Origin of the sequence: Brachybacterium sp. Z12, from assembly GCF_014400405.1 — a bacterium.
GTDB lineage: Bacteria > Actinomycetota > Actinomycetes > Actinomycetales > Dermabacteraceae > Brachybacterium.
Genome location: NZ_CP060496.1, coordinates 2141324 through 2163153, shown reverse-complemented (window position 1 = coordinate 2163153; position 21830 = coordinate 2141324). Strand labels below are relative to the sequence as shown.

Annotated in this window: 5 protein-coding genes, 1 tRNA gene and 8 pseudogenes; 10 read left to right on the top strand and 4 right to left on the bottom strand. The window is 70.0% G+C overall.

The genetic code is table 11. The annotated features are described in order from the left end of the window. Positions 1-167: 167 nt before the first annotated feature. The 3 genes and pseudogenes from H3H54_RS11420 to H3H54_RS11410 form a co-directional block, all read right to left on the bottom strand. Positions 168-3994: pseudogene (locus H3H54_RS11420) on the bottom strand (multifunctional oxoglutarate decarboxylase/oxoglutarate dehydrogenase thiamine pyrophosphate-binding subunit/dihydrolipoyllysine-residue succinyltransferase subunit). Between the two features lie 123 nt (positions 3995-4117). Then, complete coding sequence (locus H3H54_RS11415) at positions 4118-5209, bottom strand: cell wall metabolism sensor histidine kinase WalK (protein WP_262423978.1); 1092 nt, start codon at positions 5207-5209, stop codon at positions 4118-4120. Next, a complete protein-coding gene (locus tag H3H54_RS11410) occupies positions 5206-6024 on the bottom strand; it encodes a response regulator transcription factor (protein ID WP_262423977.1) in 819 nt (272 codons plus the stop codon). Before H3H54_RS11410 ends, H3H54_RS11415 begins: the two co-directional genes overlap by 4 nt. Positions 6025-6320: 296 nt before the next feature. Between H3H54_RS11410 and H3H54_RS11405 the strand changes: the two genes are divergently transcribed. The 3 genes and pseudogenes from H3H54_RS11405 to H3H54_RS11395 all read left to right on the top strand — a co-directional run bounded on the left by H3H54_RS11405 (position 6321) and on the right by H3H54_RS11395 (position 8410). After that, positions 6321-7202 carry a M23 family metallopeptidase gene (locus H3H54_RS11405; protein WP_262423976.1) on the top strand — a complete coding sequence of 294 codons (882 nt, stop codon included), beginning with the start codon at positions 6321-6323 and terminating at the stop codon, positions 7200-7202. After that, positions 7199-8253: pseudogene (gene tsaD / locus H3H54_RS11400) on the top strand (tRNA (adenosine(37)-N6)-threonylcarbamoyltransferase complex transferase subunit TsaD). Before H3H54_RS11405 ends, tsaD begins: the two are co-directional and overlap by 4 nt. Before the next feature lie 81 nt (positions 8254-8334). Beyond that, positions 8335-8410: transfer RNA gene (locus H3H54_RS11395), tRNA-Arg, on the top strand. Positions 8411-8475: 65 nt separating this feature from the next. On the opposite strand, the pseudogene H3H54_RS19635 reads toward H3H54_RS11395, so the two are convergent. Continuing rightward, a pseudogene (locus H3H54_RS19635) lies at positions 8476-10757 on the bottom strand (bifunctional alpha,alpha-trehalose-phosphate synthase (UDP-forming)/trehalose-phosphatase). A gap of 328 nt (positions 10758-11085) precedes the next feature. Between H3H54_RS19635 and lysA the strand changes: the two are divergent. The 7 genes and pseudogenes from lysA to H3H54_RS11350 all read left to right on the top strand — a co-directional run. Continuing rightward, a pseudogene (lysA, locus tag H3H54_RS11380) lies at positions 11086-12496 on the top strand (diaminopimelate decarboxylase). A 123-nt stretch (positions 12497-12619) separates the two neighbouring features. After that, positions 12620-13968, top strand: a pseudogene (locus tag H3H54_RS11375) (homoserine dehydrogenase). 4 nt (positions 13969-13972) lie between these two features. Continuing rightward, positions 13973-15031 (top strand): threonine synthase, encoded by a 1059-nt coding sequence (gene thrC, locus H3H54_RS11370; protein ID WP_262423975.1) that lies wholly within the window; start codon positions 13973-13975, stop codon positions 15029-15031. Next, positions 15028-15941, top strand: a pseudogene (thrB, locus tag H3H54_RS11365) (homoserine kinase). Before thrC ends, thrB begins: the two are co-directional and overlap by 4 nt. A 327-nt stretch (positions 15942-16268) precedes the next feature. Continuing rightward, positions 16269-18395, top strand: coding sequence for a transcription termination factor Rho (gene rho / locus H3H54_RS11360; RefSeq protein WP_262423974.1), 2127 nt, complete (start codon positions 16269-16271; stop codon positions 18393-18395). Positions 18396-18692: 297 nt separating this feature from the next. After that, positions 18693-20706: pseudogene (locus H3H54_RS11355) on the top strand (aldo/keto reductase). After that, positions 20703-21554: pseudogene (locus H3H54_RS11350) on the top strand (LacI family DNA-binding transcriptional regulator); the annotation flags it as partial. The pseudogenes H3H54_RS11355 and H3H54_RS11350, both read left to right, overlap by 4 nt. Between the last annotated feature and the right edge of the window lie 276 nt (positions 21555-21830).

Sequence of the window (21830 nt, the reverse complement as noted above, 5' to 3'; positions counted from 1 at the left end):
CGACCCCGGCGAGGAGCTCGTCTCCGAGCGCGATGATCCGGATCCGGGAGTCCGGATCCGGGGCGGGCGTCATGGGCACGGTGGGCACCGGGACCTCCTGTGGGACGGGAACCTCAACACTAACGGCGTCGCGGGCCACGGGGCGAACCCGTGGCCCGCGAGCGGGATCAGGCCTCGAAGGCCCGATCGAGCAGATCCTCCTGCTCGATCTTGTGCGTCGAGTTCGAACCGGTGGCCGGGGAGGCGGATGCCGGGCGGGAGACCACCCGGAGCGTGCGACCGACCTCGACGGCGAAGTTCATCGCCATGAAGGTCCATGCGCCCTGGTTCTCCGGCTCCTCCTGGACCCATACCAGCTGCACGTCCTGGTAGCTGTCGACCGCCTTCTTCAGCTGCTCGGCGGGCAGCGGGTAGAGCTGCTCCACGCGGATGATCGCGGTGTCGTCGGCTTCGGTGGCCTTGCGACGGGCCACCAGGTCCCAGTAGACCTTGCCGGAGGCGATCAGCACACGCCGCACGCCGGCCGGATCCACGGTGGTATCCGGCAGGACGGGCTCGAAGGTCCCGGAGGTGAAGTCCTCCACGGAGCTCACCGCGGCCTTGTTGCGCAGCATCGACTTCGGGGTGAAGACGACCAGCGGCTTCTTCGGGTCGGTGAGAGCCTGCTTGCGCAGCAGGTGGAAGTAGCTCGCCGGGGTCGACGGCGCCGCCACCCGCATGTTCTCCTCCGCGCACATCTGGAGGAAACGCTCGATGCGGGCGGAGGAGTGGTCCGGCCCCTGCCCCTCGTAGCCATGGGGGAGCAGCATGACCACGCTCGAGTTCTGGCCCCACTTCTGCTCGGAGGCGGAGATGAACTCATCGATGATGGTCTGCGCGCCGTTGACGAAGTCGCCGAACTGCGCCTCCCACAGCACCAGGGCCTGGGGGCTCTCGACCGAGTAGCCGTACTCGAAGCCCAGCGCCGCGAACTCCGACAGCGAGGAGTCGTAGACGTTGAAGCGCGCCTGATCGTCGGAGAGATGGGACAGCGGGGTCCAGGTGTCGCCGTTCTCGTGATCGATGAGCACGCTGTGACGCTGCACGAAGGTGCCGCGTCGCGAGTCCTGGCCCGCCAGGCGCACCCGATGCCCCTGCAGGAGCAGCGAGCCGAAGGCGAGCAGCTCGCCGAAGGCCCAGTCGATGTTCCCGGACTCCGCCATCTGGGTACGTCGCTGCAGCACGGTCATCAGCTTGGGATGGACGGTGAAGGACGCGGGGACCTGGCTGTGGGCCGTGCCGATCTGCTCGAGCACGGAGGCGTCCACGGCAGTCTGCGCCTCGGCCGGTGCCGAGGAGCCCTGCTGCGAATCGGGCAGATCCAGGCCCTGCACGTTCGCCTCAGCGGCGCCGGACTTCGAGTCGCGGGTGGAGGCGAACGCTTCGTCCAGGTGCTCCTGGAAGTTGCGCACCAGCCCCTCGGTCTCCTCCTCGGTGAGGTCGCCGCGCTCGATCAGGGCCTCCGTGTACAGCTTGCGGGTCGAGGGCTTCTCGCCGATCAGCTTGTACATCTCCGGCTGGGTCATCGAGGGGTCATCACCCTCGTTGTGACCGCGGCGGCGGTAGCAGACCATGTCGATGACGACGTCGCGGTGGAACTTCTGCCGGAACTCGAAGGCGATCTCGGCGACCCGCACACAGGCCTCGGGATCGTCGCCGTTGACGTGGAAGATCGGCAGCTGCGTGGACTTGGCGACGTCGGTCGAATAGAACGACGAGCGCGAGGAGTCCGGCAGCGTGGTGAAGCCGATCTGGTTGTTGATGATCACGTGGATCGTGCCGCCGGTACGGTAGCCGCGCAGCTCCGAGAGGTTCAAGGTCTCGGTGACCACACCCTGCCCGGCGAAGGACGCATCGCCGTGGACGAGGACCGGCAGCACCGGGAACTCCTCGGGCCGTTCGAGGCGGTCCTGCTTGGCGCGGACGATGCCCTCGAGGACCGGGTTCACGGCCTCCAGGTGAGAGGGGTTCGCGGCGAGGTAGACCTTGGTGGATTCGCCGTCATGCGAGGTGTAGGTGCCCTCGGTGCCCAGGTGGTACTTGACGTCGCCGGAGCCGAGCTTCTGGCCGTAGTTGCCCTCGAACTCCTGGAAGATCTGGCCGTAGCTCTTCCCGGCGAGGTTGGAGAGCACGTTGAGCCGGCCACGATGCGACATGCCGATGGCGACCTCGTCCAGGCCGTCGTGGGCCGCTCCATGCAGCACGGCGTCGAGCATCGGGATGACGGCCTCGCCGCCCTCGAGGGAGAAGCGCTTCTGGCCCACGAACTTCGTCTGCAGGAAGGTCTCGAACGCCTCGGCGGCGTTGAGGCGATCCATGATGTGGGTCAGCTCCGTCTTGTCGAACGGACGGCGCGGGGTCTCCATCTTCTGCTGGATCCAGGCCCGCTCCTCCGGATCGGAGATGTGCATGTACTCCACACCGATGGTGCGGCAGTACGCATCGCGCAGCACTCCGAGGATCTCGCGCAGGGTGAGCTGGTCCTTGTCTCCCAGCCCGCGCGTGGGGAAGGAGCGGTCGAGGTCCCACAGGGTCAGCCCGTAGGTCTCGACGTCGAGATCGGGGTGGGTGCGCACCTTGTACTGCAGCGGATCGGTGTCCGCCATCAGGTGCCCGCGCACGCGGTAGGAGTGGATCAGGTCCATCACCCGCGCCAGGCGCTCGGATTCCGTGTGCTTGAACGGATTGTCCGGGACCCAGCGGACCGGCTGGTAGGGCAGACGCAGCGCGGCGAAGACGCGGTCGTAGAAGCCGTCCTTGCCCAGCAGCTTGTCGCCCATCCGCTTGAGGAACTCGCCGGAGGCGGCGCCCTGGATGATGCGGTGGTCGTAGGTCGAGGTCAGGGTCATGACCTTCGAGATCGCGAGCTCCGCGAGGGTCGCGGGGTTCGCGCCCTGGAACTGTGCGGGGTAGTCCATCGCGCCGACGCCCACGATCACGCCCTGTCCCTGCATGAGACGGGGGATCGAGTGGACGGTGCCGATGCCGCCCGGGTTGGTCAGCGACACGGTGGTGTGCGAGAAGTCGTCCATCGTGAGCTTGCCCGCGCGGGCCTTCTTCACGACCTCCTCGTAGGCCTTCCAGAAGCCGCGGAAATCGAAGCGCTGGGCCGCCTTGATGTTGGGCACCACCAGGCCGCGCGAACCGTCGGGGCGCGGCATGTCGATGGCGAGGCCGAAGTTGATGTCCTCGCGCTTGAGCAGGAGGGGCTTGCCCTTCTCATCGACGTCGAAGCCATTGTTCAGGTCGGTGATCTCGGTGATCGCCTCGATCATCGCCCAGCCGATGAGATGAGTGAAGGAGACCTTGCCGGCGCGGTGGCGCTTGAGGTGGTTGTTGATGACGAGGCGGTTGTCGAACAGCAGCTTCACCGGGACGTCGCGCACCGAGGTGGCGGTCGGGACGCCGAGGGACTCGTCCATGTTCCGCACGACAGCCGCAGCCGGTCCGCGCAGCTTGACCCGCTCGGGCTCGCGCAGCTCCACGGAGGGGATCTGCGCGGTCGTGGTGGGGACCTTCGCAGGGCGGTCCGACGTGGTGGAGACGGCCGGCGCCTTCTTGGCCGGCTTCGCTGACGTCGCGGGATCGTCGTTCACGGCAGGTGCTTCCTTCGCGGGCTGGGAAGAGGCCGCGGGAGATGCGGCCGAGGTGGAGGAGGATTCGGCGGGGGCCTTCGAGGGCTTCGCCGGCGGGGATCAGCCTTCGCGCCGGGAGCGTCCTGCTCCGGTGCGGGCTCGGGGTCCTTCGCAGGCGTCGTCGTCGACGCCTCGGAGGAGGTCGAGGTGTCCCCGGACGAGCCGGAGGGCCCGGCGTTCACCACGCTGTCGGCGAAATACTCCGCCCAGCTGGGGTCGACGCTCGAGGGATCCTCTTGCCACTGCTCGCGGAGCGCGTCCACGAGCCACTGATTCGGACCGAACTCCGCGGAGTCGGAGTCCTGTGTCTGCTGTGACACTCTGAGATCGCCAGCCTTCTCACGGTCGAGAGATACGGATGTCCACAGCCTAACGTCACCAGGCCTGCGACGCGCGCGGTCGAGGGCTCCTCGCGAGGTGGGAAGCGCACGGGGTGCGGGATATCACGCCGTGGGGGAGTCGAGCGGGAGCACCACCCGGATCAGTGAGGAACGGCCCTCCTGCGCGTGCGGGCTGCGGGGGTCGTCGAGCACCTCGATGGTCCCGCCGTGCAGCCCCACCGCCCAGCGTGCGATCGCGAGCCCGAGCCCGGTGCCTCCCGAGGAGTCCGCGAAGCCGCCGCGCTGGAACCGCTCGAACACCCGCGAGCGGTCCTCGCGGGCGATGCCCGGCCCCTCGTCATGGACGTCGATCCGCACTCCGTCCGCCTCGGAAAGGCGGGCCGCCGAGATGTGGATGCGCCCGCCTGCCGGTGAATGCCGGGCGGCGTTCTCGAGCAGGTTGTAGATGACCTGGTGCAGGCGCGCGGCGTCTGCCGGGACCGATAGGTCGGGTGGATCCACCTCGATGATCCAGCGCACGTCGCGGCCGCCCGTCGCCAGTGCGGCGGCGTCGGAGACTTCGTGGAGGAACGGGGTCAGCTCCACCGGTTCGACGTCCAGCTCGACCACACCGGCATCCAGCCGGGAAAGATCCAGCAGATGGTCGACCAGCTGGGAGAGGCGCTCGGTCTCGGTCAGCGCGACCTCGAGGGCGGCCGGATCCGGTTCCGTGACCCCGTCGACCAGGTTCTCGAGCTGGGCGCGCAGGCCGGCGACCGGGGTGCGCAGCTCGTGGGAGACGTTCGCGACCAGATCCCGGCGCATCCTGTCCGTCTGCTCGAGCTCGGAGGCCATGGTGGAGAAGGCGGCGGCGAGCTGACCGACCTCGTCGCGGCTGCTGGCCCGGACCGGCCGGCTGTAGTCGCCTCGCGCCATCGCCCGGGCCGCGCCGGTCATCTCCCGCAGGGGTGAGGTCATGCCGCGGGCGAGCAGCTGCGTGAACACCAGCGCCGCGATCACCACCAGGGGCAGTGCGAGCAGCGGCTCGATGCCCGCACGGATGCTCACCTGCGTGAGCAGGGCCGCGACGGTGACGCTCGCGGAGACCAGGACTCCCAGCTTGACCTTGAAGGAGCGGAAGCGATCCAGGGGACGCACATCGAGGCGGTCGGGAACCCTGCGGCGGGAGCCGGCCAGCTCGGCCGAAGGGGTCACGAGTCGTCGTCGGGCAGGTTCGGGGTGGGCAGCGAGGCGAGGTCCGAGGGGCCTCTCGGTGCGGGCGCTGCCGTGCCGTCCTCCGGCTCCTCGGGGATCTCCAGCGCGTAGCCGACGCCGTGGACGGTGCGCACCAGATCCGCACCCAGCTTGCGCCGCAGCGCCTTGACGTGGGAGTCGACGGTGCGGGTGCCAGTTGCATCGACCCAGTCCCAGACGTCCGCGAGCAGCTGCTCGCGGGTGAGGACGGTCCCGGGCGCACCGGCCAGGCACAGCAACAGGTCGAACTCGGTGGGGGTGAGGTGGGCGGGAGCTCCCGCGCGCATGACCCTGCGCCCAGCACGGTCGATCACCAGATCACCGAACTGCAGCGCTTCCTGCTTCTCGGCCTCGGTGGGGGCGGGGGCTCCGGTGCGCCGGACCCTGCGCAGCAGCGCCTTGAGCCGTGCGACGAGCTCGCGAATAGAGAAGGGCTTGGTCATGTAGTCGTCGGCGCCCACCCCGAGCCCCACGAGCATGTCGGTCTCGTCATCGCGGGCGGTGAGCATGAGCACCGGCACGGGTTCGTCCGCCTGGATCCTGCGGCACACCTCGAGACCGTCGAAGCCGGGGAGCATCACGTCCAGGACCACAACGTCGGGACGCACCTCGCTCACCATCCGCACACCTGAGGGCCCGTCCAGGGCGGTGGAGACCTCCCAGCCCTCGGCGGTGAGTCGGTCGGCGATCGCGCGGGTGATCGTCGGCTCGTCCTCGATCACGACCACGCGCACGGGCGCGGTGCCGCTGGATGAAGTCTGGTCCGGGGTCGACATAGGGGCCACTCTAGACGGCGCCGCCCGGATCTCCGCGGTGTGACCCACGGATCGTCCCCGAGGCGCCGCAGGTGATCTTGCGCCTCTGTGCGGCCCCTGCTCGTCAAGATCGGGCAACCTTTGGGGCGTGATGGCAAAAACTTGGCAATGACCCGGTTGACCTGCTCGTCCAATCGCCGCCGTGGCACGTAGGTTTGGCGAGGTTGTTCGGCGACGCGTACTTCCCCTGTCCGGCGTCGCGTGCGGACAGAAGATATTGACGAGAACTACGCAGTCGCAATGGAAGAGGTCAACACGTGGCGAATCATCGCGCCGACGGACGCGCCACGGTGCGCAAGCACCGTGCAGTCGGAGGGACCCACCGCGACTCCGCTCTGCCGGCGAGCGCCTTGAAGGTCGGTGTCCTGGGAGTCCTCGCAACCGCCACGATCGCCGCCCCGCTCGCCGCCGCCGCGGCCGGGATCGACGAGGCCGCCCCGCAGGGTGAGGCCCTCGCCCAGGCCCAGCCCGCAGCCCCCGCCCAGCAGCCCGCCGCCGCGATCGCCCCGGTGGCGCTCCCCGCCGCCGAGGACGCGCAGGCCAGCAACGCCGCCGTCGAGACCCGCGACGAGGACAGCGACGCCAGCCGCAGCGAGGAGCGCACCTCCCCGGCGTCCGACGAGGCCGAGAAGGCGGAAGAGGCTGAGGAGGAGGGCACCGGCATCGAGGTGTCGCTCCCCGAGCCCGAGCCTGAGGTCGCCCCGCAGGGTGAGGCCGCCGAGCAGGGCGGGGCCGCTGAGCCCATCGGCTCCTCCGGCTACCTCCGTCCGGTCGACGGACCGCTCACCTCCGGCTACGGCGGTCGCATGCACCCCGTGCTCGGCTACTACAAGAGCCACAACGGTGTCGACTTCGGCGCCTCCTGCGGCACCCCGGTCTCCGCCGCTCAGTCCGGCACCGTCGTCGCAGTCGAGTACAACAACGCCTCCGGCAACCGGGTCAAGATCGACCACGGCAACGGCGTCATCACCGGCTACTACCACCTGCAGGGCTTCAACACCTCGGTCGGCGCCACCGTCTCCGCCGGCGAGACCATCGGCACGGTCGGCTCGACCGGCCGCTCCACCGGCTGCCACCTGCACTTCGCGAAGATGGACGAGGCGGGCAACTACTCGAACCCGATGTCGATCCTGCGGTGACGACCACGTCGGCCCCGATCGTCCTCGGCGTCGAGTCGTCCTGCGACGAGACGGGCTTCGGCATCGTCTCCGAGGGCAGGCTCCTGGGGCAGGGGCTCGCCTCGAGCGCCGCACAGCACGCCGACTTCGGGGAGTGGTCCCCGAGATCGCCGCCCGTGCCCACCTCGATGCGGTCGTCCCCACCCTGCAGCTCGCCCTCGACGACGCAGGCGTGCAGCGCGAGGACATCACCCATGTCGCCGTGACCTCGGGCCCCGGCCTCGCCACCGCCGTGCACGTCGGCCTCGCCGCTGCGAAGGCGATCGCCTGGTCGCTCGACACCCCGCTCTACGGCGTGCACCACCTGGCGGGCCACGCTGCGGCGGACATCCTCGAGCACGGTCCGCTGCCGGAGCGCAGCATCGTGCTGATCGTCTCCGGCGGCCACACCTCGATCCTGGCCGTCGGCGATCTCGTCCGCGACCCGATCGAGCACCTCGGCGACACCCTGGACGACGCCGCGGGCGAGGCGTTCGACAAGGTGGCTCGCCTGCTCGGGCTCGGCTACCCGGGCGGCCCGGTCATCTCGCGCGCCGCGCTCGAGGGTGACCCCACCGCCTTCTCCTTCCCGCGGGCGATGCTCCGCCAAGGCGATGCGCCGTACACCTTCTCCTTCTCCGGGCTCAAGACCGCTGTCGCCCGCACCGTCGAGACCCTCGAGCGCGCCGGCGAACCGGTGCCGGTCGCGGACATCGCCGCCTCCTTCGAGCAGGCCGTGGTGGACGTGCTGGTCAAGAAGTCCGTGCGCGCGGTGCGCGAACGCGGACTGGACACCCTGGTCATCGTCGGCGGGGTCGCCGCCAATGCTCGCCTGCGCGCGGTGGCGCAGGAGAAGTGCGATGAGACCGGCATCGAGCTGCGCATCCCGCCGCCGAGGCTGTGCACCGACAACGGGGCGATGATCGCCGCGGTCGGTGACCTGCTGGTGCGCTCGGGAGCGGAGCCCAGCGGGCTCGGCATCGCCGCGGACCCCTCTGCAGTGCTCCACGGGGCCCAGCTGCCGCTGCTGTGATGAGGTCCCGCTCACAACCGCCGTCCGCGCCGCGGGCAGGGTCGTCCCTCGCGCCGAGGTGTTGCTAGACTTTCGTGGTCGGCCCGCGTAGCTCAGTGGATAGAGCGTCCGCCTCCGGAGCGGAAGGTCGTAGGTTCGAATCCTGTCGCGGGCACCAAGAGGAAGAGCCGGGGCATCGTCGAGAGACGATGCCCCGGCTCTTCCCTTGTCCGGGTGGGACGGTCAGTTCTTCTCGCCGCGCAGCTCGAGCAGTCGCTTCAGCACGCCCCGGACCGCCTCGGTGTCCGCGATCCGCAGTCGTGCGGCGGTGTCGCCGCCGCCCACCTTGATCCCCAGGTCGCTCTCGCCGAGCTGAGCGAAGACGGACTCGTCGGTCACGTCATCGCCCAGGTAGAGCCAGGCATCGGCGGCGCTCGCCCGCGCCAGGGTGTCGACCGCCACGCCCTTCGAGGTGGGGACCACCGCGAACTCGATGACCTCCTTGCCCGGGGTCACCGTGACATCGGGCAGGGTCATCGCGTACTCGAGAGCGGAGTCGGTGGCGTTGATGCTGCCGCGTCCCTTCGCATTGCGTGTGTGCAGCACTGCGGCGGTCGGCTTGGTCTCCACCTCCGTGCCCGGATGGGCGCGCGCGATCCGGCGCAGGGTCGTGGTGATCGAGGCGAGCAGCTCCTCCTTCTCCGGTGACATCGCCAGGGCGGACTTGTCCAGCACCTCGGACTGCATCCACGGCGGGAGCGCGCCGACCTCCGCGCCGTGCGAGCCCACCAGCACCACCGAGCTGGGCATGCGCGTATGGGAATCCAGGTCGGCCAGCGCCCGGCCCGAGACCAGCGCCACGGCGACGCCGGGCAGCTCCGAGAGCTCCCGCAGCGCGCCGAGCGCCGGAGCGTCGGGCTGGACCGCATCTCGATCCGCGACGATCGGGGCGATCACCCCGTCGAAGTCCGAGGCGATCAGCAGCCGCGGCACCTCGGAGAACTGTGTGAGCGCGGCATCGACGGCACCGGCCTCGCTCGGGGTGTCTCCGGTCAGGTGGACGGTCGGAGTGACCACCTGCTCCGGAGTGCCCGACTCCTCGAGCTGCTGGAGGAAGTTGTGTGCCCAGGTCTGCACGTCATGCTCCATCACCTGGTGGCGCAGGGAGCGCATCGCCTCCTCCTGCTCCTCGGCAGGCATGGCCAGCGACCGCAGAATCGCCGACTTCAACTCGTCGATGTCGTGCGGGTTCACCAGCACCGCGGCGCGCAGCTCGTCCGCGGCGCCCGCGAACTCGCTGAGCACGAGGACGCCATGCAGATCGGGTCGCGAGGCGACATACTCCTTGGCCACCAGGTTCATGCCGTCCCGCAGCGCCGTCACCAGCACCACATCAGCCGCCATGAACAGCGCCGTCATGTCCCGGCGGTTGAAGGAATGATGCTGGTACGAGACCGCTGGGCGCCCGATCGGGGCGTGCTCGCCGTTGATCCGCCCCACGGTCAGCTCGACCTCGTCGCGCAGCTGACGGTAGGCCTCCACCCGTTCCCGCGACGGGGTCGCGACCTGGATCATGACGGTCTCGTGCGGGTCGATGGACCCGTCGTCCAGCAGCTCGCCCCAGGCCTTGAGGCGATGCCGGATGCCCTTGGTGTAGTCGAGCCGGTCCACCCCGAGCACGACCTTCTCCGGATCGCCCAGGTCGCGGCGCAGCTGGATAGCGCGCTCGCGGATCTCCGGATCCTCGGTGGGGCGGAGACGGCGGCGGAGTCGATCGAGATCGGGAAGGTCTGGACCTCGACCTCGCGCACCGGAGCGGCACCGAGGCCGGGGACGAAGATCGTCATCCCCTCGACGTGGTAGCCCAGCAGCTTCCGCACCGCCGAGACGAAGTTCAGGGAATCGCTCTCGCGCTGGAAGCCGAGCAGGTCCGAGCCGAGCAGACCCCGCAGGATCGAGTTGCGCTTGGGCAGCTGGGAGAACAGCTCCACCGAGGGGAAGGGGATGTGGTTGAAGAACCCGATCCGCACATCGCTGCGCTTAGCACGGATCATCTGCGGTACCAGCTGGAGCTGGTAGTCGTGCACCCAGATCGTGCCGCCGGGTGAGGCCACCGGGGCGGCGGTCTCCGCGAAGCGCCGGTTCGCGGAGAGATAGGTGTCCCACCAGCCGCGGTGGAACTCCGGATCGACGATGACGTCGTGGTACAGCGGCCACAGGGTGGCGTTGGAGAAGCCCTCGTAGAACCGCTCGATGTCCTCTTGGTCCAGACGCACCGGGTACAGGCTCATGCCGTCCGCGTCGAAGGGGTCCGCAGCCTCCCCGGCGGAGCCGCCCCACCCCACCCAGGCGCCCGAGTCGACGGTGCGCATCACCGATTCCATGGCCGTGACCAGACCGCCGGGGCTGGTCACCCATTCGGTGGCGCCATCAGGGAGGGTCCGCGAGTCCACCGGAAGTCGATTGGCGACCACCACCAGCTCGTGCTGGCGCTGACCGTGCTGGGTGGAAGATGCTGAGGGCACCGGATCTCCTTCGCGTCGATTCGTATGAGAGCGCGAGGAGCCGCGCCGGACGCCGGAGGGCGATGGCGGTCGGCTCTCGCGCGTTACCTCGACACTATCAAGTGCGATCGATCACCCGGACCGTGCGGAGGTCCCGCCCTCGTCACCTGAGCTGGGGTTCTGACCTGCGCGGACAGTGCCCGACCGGGTGGAAGGACACCGCTGCGACGGCGTTCGCGGAGCGGACGGAACTGCGTCGGCGCTCGCCCGCCGCCTACGCTCGGAGGGCGCCGACGGCGCGACCCTCCGGCCGCTGCGCCGGGGCGGATGTGCGAGACCAGGAGCAGATATGCGCGCCCACGAGGCCGGAGCCCTCCACGGCAACGATGCGGCCCCCACCTGGCTGCCCTACCCGACCGATGTGAACACCCTGATCGACGGCCTGTGGTCGCGGACCACCGCCCGCAGCGCCGAGGGCTCTGTCGAGGTCGGCGGGGTGGACGTGCATCGCATCGCCGAGGAGGTGGGCACCCCTGCCTTCATCCTCGACGAGGACGACTTCCGGCACCGGGCCCGCGCCTTCCGCGACGCCTTCGCCGAGGCCTTCGCACCCCACGCCGGCGCCGACGTCTACTACGCGGGCAAGGCCTTCCTGTGCGGCGCGGTCGCCCGCTGGGTCGAGCAGGACGGGCTCGGCCTCGACGTCTGCACCGGCGGCGAGCTCGCCGTCGCGCTGCGCGCAGGCTTCCCACGGCGCGGATCGCGCTGCACGGGAACAACAAGTCCGATGCTGAGATCCGCCGCGCCCTCGAGGCCGGGGTGGGACGCATCGTGATCGACTCCCTCGACGAGATCGGCAGGGTCGACGCGATCGCCGAGGAGCTCGACCTGCGTGCCGCCGTCATGCTGCGCGTGACCACGGGCGTCGAGGCGCACACCCACGAGTTCATCGCCACCGCCCACGAGGACCAGAAGTTCGGGCTCTCGCTCACCGGGGAGACGCCCTCGAGGCCGTGCGCCGCACGCTCGCCGCGTCGCGGCTGGACCTGGTGGGGCTGCATTCCCACATCGGGTCCCAGATCTTCGACACCGGCGGCTTCGACGTCGCGGCACGCCGTGTGCTCGGACTGGTCGCCCAGGTCCGGGACGAGCTCGCGCACACCATCGACCAGCTCGACCTCGGCGGCGGCTTCGGCGTCATGTACAACTCCCAGCACACCCCGCAGAGCCCCGAGACCCTCGCCGGCGGCATCGCCGAGATCGTCGTGCGCCAGTGCCGAGAACTCGAGCTCGAGGTGCCGCACCTGTCCTTCGAGCCGGGCCGCGCCATCGCGGGGCCGTCCACCCAGACCCTGTACTCGGTGGGCACGATCAAGGACGTCCGCCTGGGCGGTCCGCACCATCGTCTCTACGTCTCGGTCGACGGCGGCATGAGCGACAACGTGCGCACCGCGCTCTACGACGCCGACTACTCATGCTTGCTCACCGGCAGGGTCTCCGACGCCAGCCCCGAGGTGGTGCGCGTGGTCGGCAAGCACTGCGAGAGCGGCGACATCGTGGTCAAGGACGAGTACCTTCCCGGTGACGTGCGCACCGGCGACCTGATCTCGGTGCCTGTCACGGGGGCCTACTGCTACTCCCTGGCCTCGAACTACAATCACGTCCCGCGCCCGCCGGTGGTCGCGGTGCGCGATGGCGAGATCCGCACCCTGATCCGTCGGGAGACGGAGGAGGATCTGCTCGGTCTCGACGTGGGCTGATCTTCCCGCCGCCCGCCCGTCGCAAACGTTCATGCAGGGTCACAGGACGCCCCCGCCCTCGACTACAGTGCGAGGGCCCATCTCAGCCCGCCCGTCGGACCCCGTGGAAGGACCACCTCGCAGATGTCACTGCACCACTCCGGCAGCCCGGCCTCCCCGGGCCTCCCGATCCTCCGTGTCGCCGTCCTCGGCGCCGGCACCGTCGGCACCGAGGTGCTGCGTCTGATCTCCCAGCAGGGGAGCGAGCTCGCCCACCGGATCGGCGGCCGGCTCGAGGTGACCGGTGTGGCCGTTCGCGAACTGGGCCGCGATCGCGGTGAGCACGTGCCCGCGCACCTGCTCACAGACGATGCGGAGCGCCTGGTGCGCGAGGCGGATCTGGTCATCGAAGTCATGGGCGGAATCGAGCCGGCGCGATCGCTGCTGCTGGACGCCATGGCCCACGGCGCCAGCGTGGTGACCGCGAACAAGGCGCTGCTCGCCCAGGACGGCGCCTCGCTCTACGAGGCCGCAGACGCCCACGGGGTGGACCTCTACTTCGAGGCCGCCGTCGCCGGGGCGATCCCGCTGGTGCGCCCGGTGCGCGAATCCCTCGCCGGTGACCGGATCCAGCGCGTGCTCGGGATCGTCAACGGCACCACGAACTACATCCTCGACGCCATGACCCGCTCCGGAGCGAGCTTCGACGACGCACTGGCCACCGCGCAGGAGCTGGGATACGCCGAAGCGGATCCGACGGCAGACGTCGAGGGCCATGACGCCGCGGCGAAAGCCTCGATCCTCGCCTCGCTGGCGTTCCACAGCAGGGTGCGCCTGGCCGACGTGCACTGCGAGGGGATCACCGCGGTCACCGCGCAGGACATCGCCGCAGCAGCACGGATGGGGCGCACCATCAAGCTGCTCTCCATCGTGGAGCGCATCGAGGAGGAGGGCGGCGAGAGGATCTCCGCCCGCGTCTACCCGGCGCTGATCCCCGACGAGCACCCGCTGGCCTCCGTCGCCGAGGCGTACAACGCCGTGTTCATCGAGGCGGACGCCGCAGGGTCGCTGATGTTCTACGGCCAGGGCGCCGGGGTGCACCGACCGCCTCCGCGATCCTCGGCGACGTGGTCTCCGCCGCGCGCGCTCGCGTGCACGGGGGAGTGGGGCCCCGCGAATCCCGCTACGCAGAGCTCGAGTCGATCCCGCTCGACGAGCTGCGCAGCGCCTTCTACATCTCGCTGACCGTGCAGGACCGTCCCGGCGTGCTCGCCGAGATCGCGGGCACCCTCTCGAGCTACGGGATCTCCATCTCGACCATCCATCAGGAACTGCTCGAGGAGCATCGCGAGGAGGGAGAACAGGTCCGCGCCCACATCGGCATCAGCACCCATCGGGCGCTGGAGTCCGCGATGACCGCGTCATTGGACGTGTTCTCCTCCACCGCCACGGTGCTGAGCATCGATTCCGTCCTGCGCATCGAAGGAGAATGACCAAATGGCACATCAGTGGCGCGGCGTCCTCGCCGAATATCTCGAGCACCTCCCGTTCAGCGAGAACGACACCCTGCTGACCCTCGGCGAGGGAGGCACCCCGCTGGTGCACGCCCCGGCTCTGTCCAAGGCTGTCGGCGCCGACGTCCACGTCAAGGTCGAGGGCATGAACCCGACCGGGTCCTTCAAGGACCGCGGCATGGTCTCGGCGATGTCCAAGGCGCTCAACGACGGAGCCACCGCCGTCGTCTGCGCCTCGACCGGAAACACCAGCGCCTCCGCCGCGGCGTACGCCACCGCGGCCGGTCTGACCTGCGCGGTGCTCCTGCCCCAGGGGAAGATCGCAGCGGGCAAGCTCGCCCAGGCCGTGGTGCACGGCGCCAAGCTGATCCAGGTCGATGGCAACTTCGATGACTGCCTCGAGATCGCACGCAAGCTCGACGCCGAACACCCGATCGAGCTCGTGAACTCGGTGAACCCCTACCGCCTCCAGGGCCAGAAGACAGCCGCCTTCGAGGTGAGCGATGCCCTGGGGAGGGCCCCCGACATCCACATCCTCCCCGTCGGTAACGCCGGCAACATCTCCGCCTACTGGATGGGCTACCGCGAGTACCGCGAGGCGGGCATCACCGACTCGCTGCCGCAGATGTGGGGCTTCCAGGCCGCCGGTTCCGCGCCGTTCGTCGCAGGCCATCCGATCGCGGATCCCGAGACCATCGCCACCGCGATCCGCATCGGCGCCCCGGCGTCCTGGAACCTCGCCGTGGAAGCCCGCGACGACTCCGGCGGCCTCATCAACTCGGTCACCGATCAGCAGATCCTCGACGCTCAGAAGCTGCTCGCAGCAGAGGTCGGCATCTTCGTCGAGCCCGCTTCCGCGGCCGGCGTCGCCGGGCTGCTGCAGCAGTCCGAGCGCGGGCTGGTCCCGACCGGTGCGACGATCGCGATCACCGTCACCGGCAACGGGCTGAAGGACATCGACACCGCGATGACCCAGCACGATCTGACCCCGACCGTGGTGCCGGTGGACATCGCCGCCGCAGCGGAGGCCATCGGCCTGTGAGGATCCAGAACACCCAGGTGGCTGTCCAGGTCCCTGCGACCTCGGCGAACCTCGGCCCCGGCTTCGACACCCTCGGCCTCGCGCTCGACCTGTGCGATGAGCTCAGCGTCGAGGCGACCACCGGGTCGGTGGAGATCGAGGTCCAGGGGAGGGCTCCGGCAATCTGCCCGAGGGTGAGGGCCACCTGGTGGTGCGGGCGCTGCGCCGTGGACTGGACCATGCCGGAGCGCCGCAGACCGGCCTGCGGCTGCACGCGGTCAACCGCATCCCGCACGGCCGAGGCCTCGGCTCGAGCGCTGCTGCGACCGTCGCCGGTCTTTTGCTCGCCCGAGGGATGATCTCCGACCCCCGCGCACTGGACGATCCCACCATCTTGCAGCTCGCGACCGAGTTCGAGGGCCATCCCGACAACGCCGCGCCGGCCCTCATGGGCGGGGTGGTGCTGTCCTGGATGGAGGGCGGCGCCGCGCGTGCGGTGCCGCTGTCCTGCGCCGATGGAGTGCTGCGTCCCGTGGTGCTGCTGCCGAGCGCGACGCTCTCCACCCACCAGGCGCGCGGATTGCTGCCCGAGCAGGTCCCGCATGCCGACGCGGTGCACAACGCCTCCCGGGCGGCGCTGCTCGTCCACGCCCTCGCCGGGGCCCCCGAGCTGCTGCTGGAGGCGACCGAAGACCGCCTCCACCAGGAACAGCGCGCGCCGGGCATGCCCGAGAGCATCGAGCTGATGAGGGTGCTGCGCCGTGAGGGCCACCCCGCCGTGGTCTCGGGTGCAGGGCCCTCGGTGCTGGTGCTGTCCGGCCATCGCAGCGACCTCGCCCCGCTGGTGCGACGCTTCGTCGCCGATCCCACCGCCTGGCGGATCGCCGAGGTGCCGCTGCGGGAAGTTCCCTCTGCCCCTGTGGTAGGTTGAGCCTGCGTCCAGGCGACATCGCACGCCGCTGAACCCTGCCGCAGATCCCTCGTGGATGCTGTGTGCAGAACTCCGCGTCCCGATGTGCCCCTGAGAAGTGCCCTGCACGGTCCACGCGCACCATTCACTCTGTGATCCGCGGTCCCGTGCACCTGCGCTGGCGCACCCCGAATCACACCGGCAGGCCGACCGCGGATGCCTTGCATCGTGGGGAGAACCCTGCTCGGACCAGTTGCTGCAGCACCCGGAGACCAAGAGCTCCCGGTGCTGCGCGGCACCCAGACCAGAACAGAGCCGGCGAGAACGGCTCGACAGGAAGGAACCCGGGTGAACGACACCACCTCCGGCGCAGACCTTGCGGCGAAGAAGCTTCCCGAGCTGCAGGCCATGGCCGCCGAAATCGGCATCAAGGGCGCCCGCCGTCTGCGCAAGAGCGAACTGATCGACGCGATCCGCGGGGGCGGATCGCCCTCTGCTGGACAGGCCGCCTCCACTCCGGCCGCCAGCGGCGACGCCCCTGCGCAGGCCGAGGCTCCCGCCCAGCAGTCCGCGCCGGCCGCCGAGCCTGCGCAGTCTTCGCAGGGCGAGACCGATCGGGACCAGAACGACTCCAGCACCCGCAGCCGGTCCCGCTCGCGCCGCTCGAATCAGAGCGGTGCGCCTCAGGACTCCGCCGCCCCCGAGCTCGGCATCGAGTTGCCGGACCGCGGCGATGCGCGCGAGCGCCAGGACGAGCGTGGCGAGTCCCGCAGCCAGCAGGATCGCGGCCAGCAGGACCGCAGCCAGCAGGACCGCAGCCAGCAGGATCGTGGCCAGCAGGCCCGTAGCCCGCAGGACCGCGACCAGCAGTCCGAGACCCGTCAGGATGACGGCCAGCAGGACGGTGGCCAGCAGGACGGCGGCCGCGACCACGGCCGCGGTGGCCGCAGCAACCAGCAGGGTGGCAACCAGCAGAGCAGCAATCAGCGCCGACGTCTCGAGGACATCGAGCTGCCCGACCGCTCCGGCGAGGGCGACGACGACCAGGGCGGGGACGGCTACGACGATGATCGTCGCGGTCGCTCCCGCAGCCGCAACCGGTCCCGCGACCGCAAGCGTCGCGGCCGTGGCGGCCCGAACGACCAGGGTGGCCCGAACGACCAGGGCGGCCAGCGCAGCCAGTCCAGCCAGGGCAACCAGACCAATCAGGGCGGCCAGAACGACCACGGCGGCCAGCAGAACGACGGCGGTGCCCGCGAGGGCGACGAGCTGATGACTATCGCGGGCATCCTCGACATCCGCGACAACAACGCCTACGTGCGCACCACCGGCTACCTGCCCGGCGCGAGCGACGTCTACGTGACGATGAACCAGGTCCGGCGTGCAGGTCTGCGCAAGGGCGATGCGATCACCGGTCAGGTGAAGACGCCGCGTGACGGCGAGGACCACCACGTCGAGCAGCAGCAGCACCATGGCGGCGGCCGCAATCGTCGCGGCAAGGGCGGCGGCAACCAGCAGAGCAAGTACGCGGCGCTGGTGCAGGTCGACACCGTCAACGGGATGCCGCCCGAGCGTGCCCGTCAGCGCGTCGACTTCAGCAAGCTCACGCCGCTGTACCCGGATGAGCGCCTCCGCCTGGAGACCGCCCCGAACGCCATCGCTCCGCGCCTGATCGACCTGGTCTCGCCGGTCGGCAAGGGGCAGCGCGGTCTCATCGTCGCGCCCCCGAAGGCCGGCAAGACGATCATCATGCAGCAGATCGCCAACGCGATCACCACCAACAACCCCGAGGTCCACCTCATGGTCGTGCTCGTCGACGAGCGCCCCGAGGAGGTCACCGACATGCAGCGAACGGTCAAGGGTGAGGTCATCGCCTCCACCTTCGACCGCCCGGCCTCGGATCACACCATCGTCGCCGAGCTCGCGATCGAGCGTGCCAAGCGCCTGGTCGAGATGGGGCGCGACGTCGTCGTGCTGCTGGACTCGCTCACTCGCCTCTCCCGTGCCTACAACCTCGCGGCCCCGGCCTCCGGGCGCATCCTCTCCGGCGGTGTGGATGCCTCCGCGCTCTACCCGCCCAAGCGGTTCTTCGGCGCGGCACGCAACATCGAGCACGGCGGCTCGCTCACCATCCTGGCCTCGGCCCTGGTGGAGACGGGCTCCAAGATGGACGAGGTCATCTTCGAGGAGTTCAAGGGCACCGGCAACATGGAGCTGCGGCTGTCCCGCCACCTCGCGGACAAGCGCATCTTCCCGGCTGTGGATGTCAACGCCTCCGGCACCCGCCGTGAAGAGGCGCTCATGGGCAAGGATGAGCTGGCCATCATGTGGAAGCTGCGCCGTGTGCTCGGCTCCCTCGAGCAGCAGCAGGCTCTCGAGCTGCTGATGGAGCGGACCAAGAAGACGCAGTCGAACACCGAGTTCCTGATGACGGTTCAGAAGAACACGCCCAGCGTGGGCGGTCGCAGCGACTGATCCGATCGATCGCTCCAGGATCGCGTGCGGCGCGGCCCGGGAGCAGCGACGAGGGGCACCCCACCACGGTGGAGGTGCCCTTCATCGTTCCGCGGGACCACAGCGCCACCTGGAACGAAGCTCCGTGCGAGCCATCGTCGACGGTCCGGCTTGTGGGGCCAGCGTGTTCGGGATAGCGTGGTCCTAGTCGTGAACGTTCACGGCGCGGTGTTGCAGTGCCTGACCCCGGGCCCGCAGACTCTGATCCCGATATCGATCCCGATACCGATCTCGACCACGAAGGACGACGACGTCTCCATGAGCACTTCCTCCACCCCGTTCCGCTGGGCAATCCTCGGCCCGGGCGGCATCGCCCGCCGCTTCGCCTCCCAGCTGCCCGACTCGCAGGACGGCGTCCTGGTCGCCGTCGGCAGCTCGTCGGCGGAGCGTGCCAGCACCTTCGCGACGGAATTCCCCCTTGAGCAGCCCGCGCTGATCGGCAGCTACGAGGAGGTCCTGGCCTCCACCGAGGTGGATGCCGTCTACATCTCCACCGTCCACACCGGCCATGCCCGGCTCGCCGCCATGGCCCTCGAGGCGGGCAAGCATGTGCTGTGCGAGAAGCCCCTGACGCCCAACGCCGGTACCTCGATGGCGCTGCTCGACCTCGCCGCGCGCTCCGGCAAGGTGCTGCTCGAGGCGTACATGTACCGCTTCCACCCTCAGACCCAGCGCGTGCTGGATCTCGTGGCCGAGGGCGCGATCGGCACCGTCGCCCATGTCGACGCCTCCTTCGCCTTCGACACCGGCGGCCGCACCGGTCGCCTCTTCGAGACCGCCACCGCCGGGGGCGCGATCCTCGATGTGGGCTGCTACCCGATGTCCCTCGCGCGCTTCGTCGCCGGGGCCGCACAGGGCCGCGCCTTCGCCGATCCGCTCACCGTCAGCGGCAGCGGCACTCTCGGGGAGACCGGTGTGGACGAATGGTCCACCGCCGAGCTCACCCTGCCCGGCGGGATCACCGCGAGCCTGCGCACCGGGCTGCGCCTGGCGGATCCCCAGTCCGCGACCATCACCGGCTCCCGCGGCGTGATCCGCCTGAGCGACCCCTGGGGTCTCGGGCAGGAGCCGCAGGTCATCGAGCTCGACGTGGTCGGTGAGCAGCCGCAGCGGATCGAGATCCCCGGCGCCTCGCCCTACGCGCTCGAAGCCGATGCTCTCGCCCGCGCGGCCCGGGGCGACGGCGTGGTCCCCGAGCTCACCGGGGAGAACTCCCTGGGTCAGGCGCGCGCTGGACGAGTGGCGCGAGCAGATCGGGCTGCGGTACCCCTTCGAGACGGACACCTCCGACATCCCCACCCTCACCGGGCGCCCGCTCGCCCACGGTTCGGTGCAGGCGGGCCCGGCCATGACGTACGGGAGCATCCCGGGCATCGAGAAGCAGATCTCGCGCCTGGTGATGGGCTGCGACAATCAGATGAACCTCTCCCACGCCTCGGCGATGTTCGACGCCTTCTACGAGATCGGCGGGACCACCTTCGACACCGCCTACATCTACGGCGGCGGATACATCGAGAAGCTGTTCGGTCAGTGGGTGCGCAACCGTGGGGTCCGTGAGGACGTCGTGGTGATCACCAAGGGCGCGCACACCCCTCACTGCGACCCGGAGTCGATCACGCGCCAGCTCGAGGAGTCCCTCGAGCGTCAGGGCACGGACTACGCGGACCTGTACATGATGCACCGCGACAACCCCGAGATCCCGGTCGGGGAGTTCGTGGACGTGATGGACGAGCACCTGCGTGCCGGCCGGATCCGCGCCTACGGCGGTTCCAACTGGACCCCGGCCCGCGTGGACGAGGCCAATGAGTACGCCCGTGCCAACGGGCGCACCGGGTTCACCGGCGTCTCCAACCACTTCGGCCTCGCCGAGGCGCTGGACGTGCCGTGGGCCGGCTGCGTCCACGCGACCGACGCCGAGTCCAAGGCCTGGTTCGAGGAGCGCGGCATCGCGCTGCTGCCCTGGTCCTCGCAGGCGCGAGGCTTCTTCACCGGCCGCGCCCATCCCGAGGACCGCTCGGATGCAGAGCTGGTGCGCTGCTACTACAGCGACGAGAACTTCGAGCGCCTCGCCCGGGCCGAGCAGCTCGGTGCCGAGCGCGGCGTGCCCGCCACCGCGATCGCCCTGGCCTTCGTGCTGCACCAGCGCTTCCCGACCTTCGCCCTGTTCGGTCCGCGCAGCATCGCCGAGATGCGCTCGTCCACCCTGGGTCTGGGCGTCGAGCTGACCGCGGAAGAGATGGCCTGGCTGGACCTGAAGTCGCCGGTGCGATGAGCCGCGCGTCGCGTCGAGCCACGATCGTCGATGTCGCGGAGCGGGCTGGGGTCTCCCGGCAGACCGTCTCGCGCGCGATGAACGACCTGCCCGGGATCAGCGCCCCGACCCGGGAGAAGGTGCTCGAGGCGGCGAAGGAGCTGAACTACAGGCCCTCGCGCTTCGGTCGCGGACTCGTCGAGCAGGGCCCGATCACGCTCGGCCTGGTAGTGGAGGACCTCTCCAACGCCTACTTCGCCGAGCTCGGCGCCGCAGTGGTCCGGGCCTGTTCCCCGTACGGCTGGAACGTGGTGCTCGCCGAGGCGATGAACGCACCGCGCCCCGAGCAGGTGGCGGGGGACCTGGCGCGACGGGTCGACGCGCTGGTCGGCTACGGGGTGCTGACCGCGGACATCCGCGGCCAGGGAGGGATGCCGGTGGTCCAGCTCGACGCCGGCATCTCCCACCTCGAAGCGGGAGGCGTGGTCGAGCTCTCACGCGATGTGGCCATGGCTGATCTGGCCGAGCATCTGGGGCGGGCCGGTGCCCGCCGGCCGGTGGTGCTCGACCTCGCCGGCGGCCTCGGCCGCGCCCGCAGCCTCGCCCTCGCCGCCGCGCTCTCCCCGCTGGTGGAGGAGCGCGAGGTGCCCGTGCTCGAGGTGGACGCCCGGGAAGGGCACCGGGAGTTCCTCGAGGAGATGCTCGCCGAGGGGGTCGACACCATCGTCGCCTTCAACGACGAGCTCGCCGTCCGCCTCCTGCGAGCCCTGCGGGTGCTCGGGGTCACGGTGCCGGATCGGGTGCGTCTGGTGGGTGTGGACGGCCTCGAGATCGCCTCGCTCGTCACTCCCGAGCTCACGACGTTGAGCATCGACATCGAGGCCGTCGCCGAGGCGACGGTCGCACTGGTGGCCGGGATGCTGGACGGCTCGGTCCCGCTCACGGGGAGGGGGCCCACAGGGCCGTGCCCTATCGGTTGGAGATACGCGCCTCGACCTAGCCGACCTAGAAAGTGCGACGCGATGTTGCGCACGCCGCACCCACAGCCCTCGCCCGCAGCGGGAGGGACGTGGCAGACTGTGACGTCGGTTCTGGTTCACGGTGCCCGCCGGGCGCCGACCCAGCGACCCCGAGCAAGGAGAGAC

What these genes read in the sequence shown, in the direction of transcription:
- H3H54_RS11410 (WP_262423977.1), bottom strand. Translation starts at nt 6,024, where the DNA reads ATGTCGACCCCGGACCAGACTTCATCCAGCGGCACCGCGCCCGTGCGC.
- thrC (WP_262423975.1), top strand. Translation starts at nt 13,973, where the DNA reads ATGGCACATCAGTGGCGCGGCGTCCTCGCCGAATATCTCGAGCACCTC.